The sequence below is a fragment of the Adlercreutzia sp. ZJ242 genome (assembly GCF_011038995.1).
GTDB lineage: Bacteria > Actinomycetota > Coriobacteriia > Coriobacteriales > Eggerthellaceae > CAAEEV01.
Genome location: NZ_JAAKEE010000076.1, coordinates 1 through 7,237, shown reverse-complemented (window position 1 = coordinate 7,237; position 7,237 = coordinate 1). Strand labels below are relative to the sequence as shown.

Annotated in this window: 7 protein-coding genes and 1 pseudogene; all 8 read left to right on the top strand. The window is 58.7% G+C overall.

Translation table 11 applies throughout. The annotated features are described in order from the left end of the window. Positions 1-365: DegT/DnrJ/EryC1/StrS family aminotransferase (locus G7Y49_RS11575; protein WP_206214691.1), on the top strand; the 365-nt coding region annotated here is incomplete at its 5' end. Further along, the gene (locus G7Y49_RS11570) at positions 362-991 is read left to right on the top strand and encodes an acetyltransferase (RefSeq protein ID WP_165173979.1); all 630 of its coding nucleotides are present in this window, start codon (positions 362-364) and stop codon (positions 989-991) included. The genes G7Y49_RS11575 and G7Y49_RS11570, both read left to right, overlap by 4 nt. After that, positions 988-1,893, top strand: coding sequence for a glucose-1-phosphate thymidylyltransferase RfbA (gene rfbA / locus G7Y49_RS11565; protein ID WP_165173977.1), 906 nt, complete (start codon positions 988-990; stop codon positions 1,891-1,893). Before G7Y49_RS11570 ends, rfbA begins: the two co-directional genes overlap by 4 nt. Before the next feature lie 53 nt (positions 1,894-1,946). Further along, entirely contained in the window at positions 1,947-2,966 is a 1,020-nt protein-coding gene (rfbB, locus tag G7Y49_RS11560) for a dTDP-glucose 4,6-dehydratase (protein ID WP_165173976.1), read from the top strand. A 12-nt stretch (positions 2,967-2,978) separates the two neighbouring features. Next, positions 2,979-3,566, top strand: a pseudogene (gene rfbC, locus G7Y49_RS11555) (dTDP-4-dehydrorhamnose 3,5-epimerase). Between the two features lie 269 nt (positions 3,567-3,835). Further along, positions 3,836-4,606, top strand: a complete 771-nt coding sequence (locus G7Y49_RS11550) for a hypothetical protein (protein ID WP_206214690.1) — start codon at positions 3,836-3,838, stop codon at positions 4,604-4,606. Positions 4,607-4,632: 26 nt separating this feature from the next. Then, the gene (locus tag G7Y49_RS11545) at positions 4,633-5,628 is read left to right on the top strand and encodes a radical SAM/SPASM domain-containing protein (protein ID WP_165173974.1); all 996 of its coding nucleotides are present in this window, start codon (positions 4,633-4,635) and stop codon (positions 5,626-5,628) included. Between the two features lie 284 nt (positions 5,629-5,912). Further along, positions 5,913-6,812, top strand: coding sequence for a DUF2971 domain-containing protein (locus G7Y49_RS11540; protein ID WP_165173973.1), 900 nt, complete (start codon positions 5,913-5,915; stop codon positions 6,810-6,812). Positions 6,813-7,237 lie beyond the last annotated feature (425 nt).

Here is a 7,237-nt window from a genome sequence, read left to right as displayed (position 1 = left end):
AGCGCAGGGCCGTGGCCGAGCGCTACTGGGAGCTGCTGGGCGGCGTGCCCGGGGTCAAGGCCTGCGTGCCGCCGGAGGGAGTCAGGCACAACTACGCCTACATGCCCGTCGTCTTCGACCCGACCGTGTTCGGCGCGACCCGAGACGACGTGTTCGACGCGCTCGCGAAGGAGGAGATAGGCGCCCGCAAGTACTTCCACCCGCTCGTGTCCGGCTACGCCTGCTACGCGGGGATGTTCGACCCCGCAGACACGCCGGTGGCGCGCGAGGTGGCCGCCCGCGTGCTGACGCTGCCCCTGTACGCCGACCTGGCGCTTTCGGACGTCGATCGCATCTGCGGCATCGTGAGGGGGTGCGCGCGATGAGGAGCCTGCTGATACTGGGATGCGGTGGGCACGGCAAGGTTGTCTACGAGTGCGCCCTGCTGGCGGGGGAGTACTGTCGCGTGGCCTTTGCGTCGAACCTCGACGAGCCCTCCCCCGTCGACGGGGTCCCCGTCTACCCCGAGTCGGAGGTGTCTTCGCTGCTGGCGTCCGGGGAGTACGGCGAGGTGCTCGTCGCGATAGGAGACAACGTCGCGAGGCGCGTGAAGTGCGAGGCCCTGCGCGCGGAGGGGGCCGCCCTGGCGACGCTGGTGCACCCCTCGGCCTGCGTGTCCCCCTCGGTGGAGGTCGGCGCGGGCAGCGTGGTCCTGGCCGGCGCCGTCATCAACGCAGGCGCGAAGGTGGGGGCGGGCTGCATAGTCAACACGCGCGCCGTCATCGAGCACGACTGCGTCTTGGGCGACTACGCTCACATGTCGCCCGGGGCCTGCATAGGCGGCGGGACCCGCGTGGGGGAGGGCTCGTGGCTCTGCATCGGGTCGGTCATCTCCGACCACGTGGACGTTGCGGGTGGGGTGACGCTCGGCGCCGGGAGCGCCCTCCTGCGCGACGCCGAGGGACCCGGTCTGTACGTCGGCTCGCCCGCGCGCCTCAGGAGGAAACTATGAAGGGCATCATCCTCGCGGGAGGGTCGGGCACCCGGCTCTACCCCGTGACCAAGGCGGTCAGCAAGCAGCTGCTGCCGGTGTACGACAAGCCGCTGGTGTACTACCCGCTGTCCGTGCTCATGCTCGTGGGGATACGCGAGGTGCTGGTCATATCCACGCCCGACGACGTGGGCAGCTACGAGAAGCTGCTCGGCGACGGCGCCGGCCTGGGCATGAGGATCTCATACGCCGTCCAGGAGCGCCCCGAGGGGCTCGCCCAGGCCTTCCTCATCGGCCGGGAGTTCATAGGGGGCGACTGCGTGGCGCTCGTGCTCGGCGACAACGTGTTCCACGGCCACGACCTCACCCGCGTGCTCCTGCGCGCCAGGGGCAGGGTCGAGTCCGAGGGAGGCGCCGTCGTGTTCGGCTACCCGGTCAGGGACGCCCGCGCCTTCGGCGTGGTGGAGTTCGACGATGCGGGGCGCGTCGTCGGCATCGAGGAGAAGCCGGAGAGCCCCAAGTCGAGCTACGCCGTGCCGGGGCTGTACTTCTACGACGGCCGCGTGTGCGACGTGGCCGAGCGCGTCGAGCCCTCCGCGCGCGGGGAGCTCGAGATCACGAGCGTGAACAGCGCCTACCTCGCGGCCGGCGAGCTTCGCGTCGAGCTCATGGGGCGCGGCATGGCGTGGCTGGACACGGGCACCCCGGAGGGGCTCCTCAAGGCGGCCGAGTACGTGGAGGCCGTGCAGTCGAGGCAGGGCTTCTACGTGGCCTGCGTGGAGGAGATCGCCTACAGGCGCGGCTTCATAGGCGCCGAGAGGCTGCACGGGCTCGGCGAGGCGCTCGCGAAGACCGCCTACGGGCGCTACCTCATGGCCGTGGCCGACGAGGGGCTCGGCCGAGGAGCGGGGCGGCCCGCCTAGAAGCGGGCGGCCGAGGGCCTCGGAAACAGGGTTTCGAGAGAGAGGAGAGGCGCATGGCGGACGGCGTCTTCGAGCCGAGGAGGATAATCGTCACCGGGGGCTGCGGCTTCATCGGCAGCAACTTCACCCGCTGGGTGGTGGAGAGCACGGACTGCGACGTCGTGGTGCTCGACAAGCTCACCTACGCCGGCAACCCGGAGAACATAGCGGGCCTGCCGGATGACAGGGTTCGTCTCGTCGTGGGTGACATCTGCGACGCGGACCTGCTCGACGAGCTCATGCCGGAGGCCGACGCCGTCGTGCACTTCGCGGCAGAGTCCCACAACGACAACTCGATCGCGGGGCCGGAGCCCTTCCTGCGCACCAACGTCGAGGGCACCTACCGGCTCCTCGAGGCGTGCCGCAGGCACGGCAAGCGCCTCCACCACGTCTCCACCGACGAGGTGTACGGCGATTTGGCCCTCGACGACCCGGCCAGGTTCACCGAGGAGACGCCCTACCGCCCGAGCAGCCCCTACAGCTCCACCAAGGCGGCCTCCGACATGCTGGTGCGCGCCTGGCACCGCACCTATCGTGTGCCGGCCACGATCTCCAACTGCTCGAACAACTACGGGCCGTGCCAGCACGTGGAGAAGTTCATACCCCGGCAGGTCACGAACCTCATCGACGGCGTGCGCCCCAAGCTCTACGGGGATGGGATGAACGTCCGCGACTGGATCCACGCCGAGGACCACTCGAGCGCCGTGTGGGCGATACTCACGCGGGGACGTGTCGGCGAGACCTACCTGATAGGGGCGGACGGCGAGAGGAGCAACATCGACGTGCTCCGCGAGGTGCTCAGGGCCTTCGGCCGCGACGAGGGCGACTTCGACTGGGTGCGCGACCGCCCGGGCCACGACCGCCGCTACGCCATCGACAGCTCGAAGCTGCGAGCTGAGCTCGGCTGGCGCCCCAGGCACACGGACTTCGCCGAGGGCCTGGCCGAGGTCATCGAATGGTACCGCGACAACGAGGCCTGGTGGCGCCCCGCCAAGGGGGCCACCGAGGCCAAGTACAGGGCCCAGGGGCAGTAGGGAGGAGGAATCGTGGCGCAAGGCGACAAGACGACGTCCGGCGACTTCACGTTCACCGAGACCTCTATCAAGGGCGTCGTCGTAGTCGACGCCAAGGCCTACGGCGACGAGTGCGGATGCTTCATGGAGACCTACAAGCGGCCCGACTTCGAGGCTGGCGGCATAGCCTGCGAGTTCGTGCAGGACACCAGTTCTCGTCCGCCAAGGGCGTGCTGCGCGGCCTGCACTTCCAGATAGAGCACCCCCCAGGCGAAGCTCGTGCGCGTCATCTCCGGCGAGGTGTTCGACGTGGCGGTCGACCTGAGGGAGGGCAGCCCCACCTTCGGCAGGTGGGAGGGCGTGGTGCTCTCCGCCGAGAACCGGAGGCAGCTCTTCATCCCGCGCGGGTTCGCCCACGGCTTCCTGGTCCTCAGCGACACAGCGGAGTTCTGCTACAAGTGCGACGACGTCTACCACCCGGGCGACGAGGGAGGCCTCATGTGGGATGGCCCCGCGATCGGGATCGAGTGGCCCCCGCTGCAGGGCGATGCGGCGTTCGATGGGCCAAAACTCATCCTTTCCGCTAAAGATAGGACACATTCGCCTCTTTGTGTGCAATAAAGGGTCTTTGCTTTACGAGCTGCGAGTTTTGCTCTTGCGGAATGGTCCCGAAGGCACTTGAGGTAAGAGGGTCCATTTCTTGGGTGACTCCAAGATGTACAAACTAGAAGAAAGGTGTTTTGATATGGGGTCTAAAGAGTTGAAATATCCAATGCCGCAAATGAAAAAGGGGAAACATGAGGCTCCGGCGAAACCAAAAGGCCTTGATGGGTTCGTTATCGTGAGAATGTTAACCCGCCATGAAAAGAGCATTGCGACAATGCTCTGCGGTGCTTGCTACGGTCCATCACGAAACAAGCGGGGTTAGAGACTTGTCGGATTTGCCTATCCAGGAAGAACTGCTCGAATTCGAAGAGCGTCGCCAGGCGATCCTCCAAGATCGATTGCTTCAGAACTCTAACATCCACGTCATGGTCCTCTCGTTCGTATTCCTGTTTGAGATAACCTTTATTGGAGGAGCATTTCCTGATCATATCTCGGATTTTGATTTCATTAGGTATGCTGAATCGATAGTTGTTTTAGTTCTTGCAAATATTGTCCTGGTGGCTTCGCTTGTTATGCTTCTTACGGCAAACTCCTATCATGTGTCTCCTTGGCTTGATCTTGATGACTATTTTGATGGGGGCTCTCATTGCAAAGTATGGGCCATGGGAAAGAGGTATGCTATTCTTTCGGCGTCGAGTGAAAATGCAAAGCGTGTTGCTAACGTTATCTTTGAGTCGCGAGTTCTTATGATAACTGGTGTGGGTATGGGGGCTTTGTCGGTTGCCATCTTTCTTCTCAACGCGAGGGGCTGTTCGTTCATCTGCTTTTTTGGAGTCTTTAATGGGTTCTTGACGATGGTCGGTTCCATTCTCATTGGAACGCTTGTTTTGATTCTCTGGTGCGTCAAAAAGACCAAGGAGTTGAGAAGATTCGTTGGAAGGCGTAAGAATCTATACGACGGCGCATGTCCTATGGTGGATCATGCCAAGGCGAGTTTCAACGAGTTCATCTACAAATACTATTCGTATGCGGATTCTGGGAAACAGTTCCGATGAGTGAGTCTTTGGGTCGCTAGAGCGAGATGGATACGTTCTGGATAACTCTCAATCGCGGCTGTAGTCTCCGCTGCTCATATTGCTATGCGAAAGATGCACCTCTTTCGGTTATATCTCCCGGTGTTCTCCGCGGCTTAGTTGATCTGGCCTGTGAAATGGACGTTGGTTCTATCGTCTACACCGGAGGTGAACCGTCGCTCTATGACGGGCTCAATGATGCGATCGTCCTTGCGAAAAGCAAGGGAATTAGCTGCGGCTTTCCATCGAACGGGCTTCTCTACGGAGACATTGCTGAGGCTGTGTCCCTTGCGGAGACGAATGTCGATAGCGTCTCTCTTTCACTCAAGGGCTGGGATGAAGACTCGTATCTAAGAAAAACTGGAGTTGACGGATACGCCGTCGCTCTTAGAGCTGCGCTAAATCTTGTTAAAGCCGGCATTCCCGTTGTTGCTTCAATGGTGGTGGAGTCTGGCGAGATTATGGAATGGATGTCGGCTATCGCCATGTTGAAGGATCGAGCGGGGGTCGATGCATTCAGCTTTGTCCCCGCTTTTGACTCGGCTCGGATGAAAACCGGAGTCTCCTTGGCTGCTGAGTTTGCCAGTGAGTTTCGTGGAGTGTATTGCACCCTTGACGAGCTCACGGAGGGGAATTTCGTCGTTGAACAGAATATGCCCATGTGTCTGTGGGACATGGACTTGATTAACGAGATGGCTAAAAAGAATCAGTTGCGCTCTGTTTGCCAACTCTTTAGAGGCAACGGGGCCGTATTCGATTGCGATGGAAAATTGATACCATGCAATTCTCTGTTCAAGTATCCGATAGGAAGCTATGGAGCTGATTTCATAACAGCAGATCAATTTATGGCTCATTTGAATTCCGCCAAAGTGAGAGAGGCTGTGAACAGCATAATATCTCCTCCTTCCAGGGAATGCCTAGATTGTGAGCTTTATCCTGTTTGTGCAGGTGGGTGTGCGACCAGGTGGATTCACTATTCGTTCGAAGAGTGTAAGGCAATATGACCCAAGCCAACGATAACGAGTGGCAACGAAGAAGGCCTTAACGGCGAGGCCCCGGACGATTTCCTGGGCACCCTAGGCAGCATATCCTAACGACAAACGATATTCCACCGGCTCATCTATCCCAGGGATTTCTTCTTGCGGGGACAAAATGAGGGCACAAAAGGCCTCGTTTCGGGCGGAAGACGTGTGGGTGGACTGAAGCTGGCGAAAAGCATGCTAAATCCCACACGTTTTAGCGGTTACCCTGCATTTACGATTCATGCAAAAGGCAGGAGATTAGCGCCATGACTTCTGGAAAAAGAAACAAGGTAACCTTACTCGAAGTCATATCCGAGTATGAGCGGCAGTACTTGGGCAGGGAGGCTCTCGCGCACCCGAAGGCGGTTGAACATCTCGATGGGTACAGGGGCATTCTCGAGTACCTCGGCTCAAAGGGGCTAGGGCGAAAGAACTTCAGACACTATGCGTCGCGTGATCGGATAGCCAGCATCTTGGAGGACTCGGCGTTTTATCTCACAGATGGTAGCAATTGGAACGACAAATATGATAGGGAACGGTTCAATCCTTCCTTTTCAGATTACAAGAGATTCGGAATCTGCTTCTCGGCGACGACGAGCGAATGCATCGCGATGTGGATGCTATACGGCGGCACAGATGGAAACGGCACGATGATCAACTTCGACAAGAGGACTTTAAGCGCTGCGATGTCTGCAGATGAGTACGAGTGCGGGTACTTCGATGATCGTGGATTTAACGTTGTCGACGTTCTCGATGCATCGATGGTAGATTTCAAGCTTATGGACGTGCTGTATTTCGGCAGCGGCGATGGCGGCGATAAGGAGGTGATCATTACTCGCAGTGGCGAAAGCAGGCAAGCCGAAATTGCTCGTGAGGCATTTTACGGTATGGAGCAAATTACAAAGCACAAGTCGTGGTCGTATGAAGCAGAGGTAAGGCTCGTCGCCACCGTAGGTAAATCTGCATTGGGAAACAAGGCATCAAAGATCACTTCGATAAAGGTTCCGCTGAGGCTTGATGATGGCTTAAAGAGCGAGAGGGTGTTTGACTCGCCGGTATCGGATGGCAACGGTGAGTACCTTGACAGTGAACTTCTTGGCACGATCGATTGGGATTTCTGCTCAGGCTGCAAGCTGAAGACTGCAAGTAGCCTGCAGTCTGGGTGAATGCTGACGTATTGATAACATGGCTTTCAATCGGGCTGTCATGCGCATCTGGGGTATCCAGGATTTAGTGTGGACGATACGAGCAAAAGCTTAGCCTGACCTACTATGATGAAGGCAAAACACATAAAAGTCGATGGTGGTTCTGCCAAATTAGCCTGATTTTAGGGCACACTTACCCAGGTCCCTTACAGGGGTGTTTCAAAAAGAGTGACGTTGGACGGGGTACAATTTCTTACACACTTTGACAGCGGACATAGCTAGATAGCGGAAGAAATTGTACGTTACCCTTTTTGATCCCGGCCTTTCCGAAATCCGTGTTGCCGATAACCCAAGAACATTAACTTGATCAGGCGATTTACATGAGAGGTAAGGCGGCAACACCAGATTCAGAAGAAAAGCGATGGGTTTTTGACCGCACTATCAGA

Bases quoted from the DNA above. Each gene is read 5' to 3' on its own strand.
- G7Y49_RS11570 (WP_165173979.1), top strand. From the start codon at position 362: ATGAGGAGCCTGCTGATACTGGGATGCGGTGGGCACGGCAAGGTTGTC.
- rfbA (WP_165173977.1), top strand. From the start codon at position 988: ATGAAGGGCATCATCCTCGCGGGAGGGTCGGGCACCCGGCTCTACCCC.
- rfbB (WP_165173976.1), top strand. From the start codon at position 1,947: ATGGCGGACGGCGTCTTCGAGCCGAGGAGGATAATCGTCACCGGGGGC.
- G7Y49_RS11545 (WP_165173974.1), top strand. From the start codon at position 4,633: ATGGATACGTTCTGGATAACTCTCAATCGCGGCTGTAGTCTCCGCTGC.
- G7Y49_RS11540 (WP_165173973.1), top strand. From the start codon at position 5,913: ATGACTTCTGGAAAAAGAAACAAGGTAACCTTACTCGAAGTCATATCC.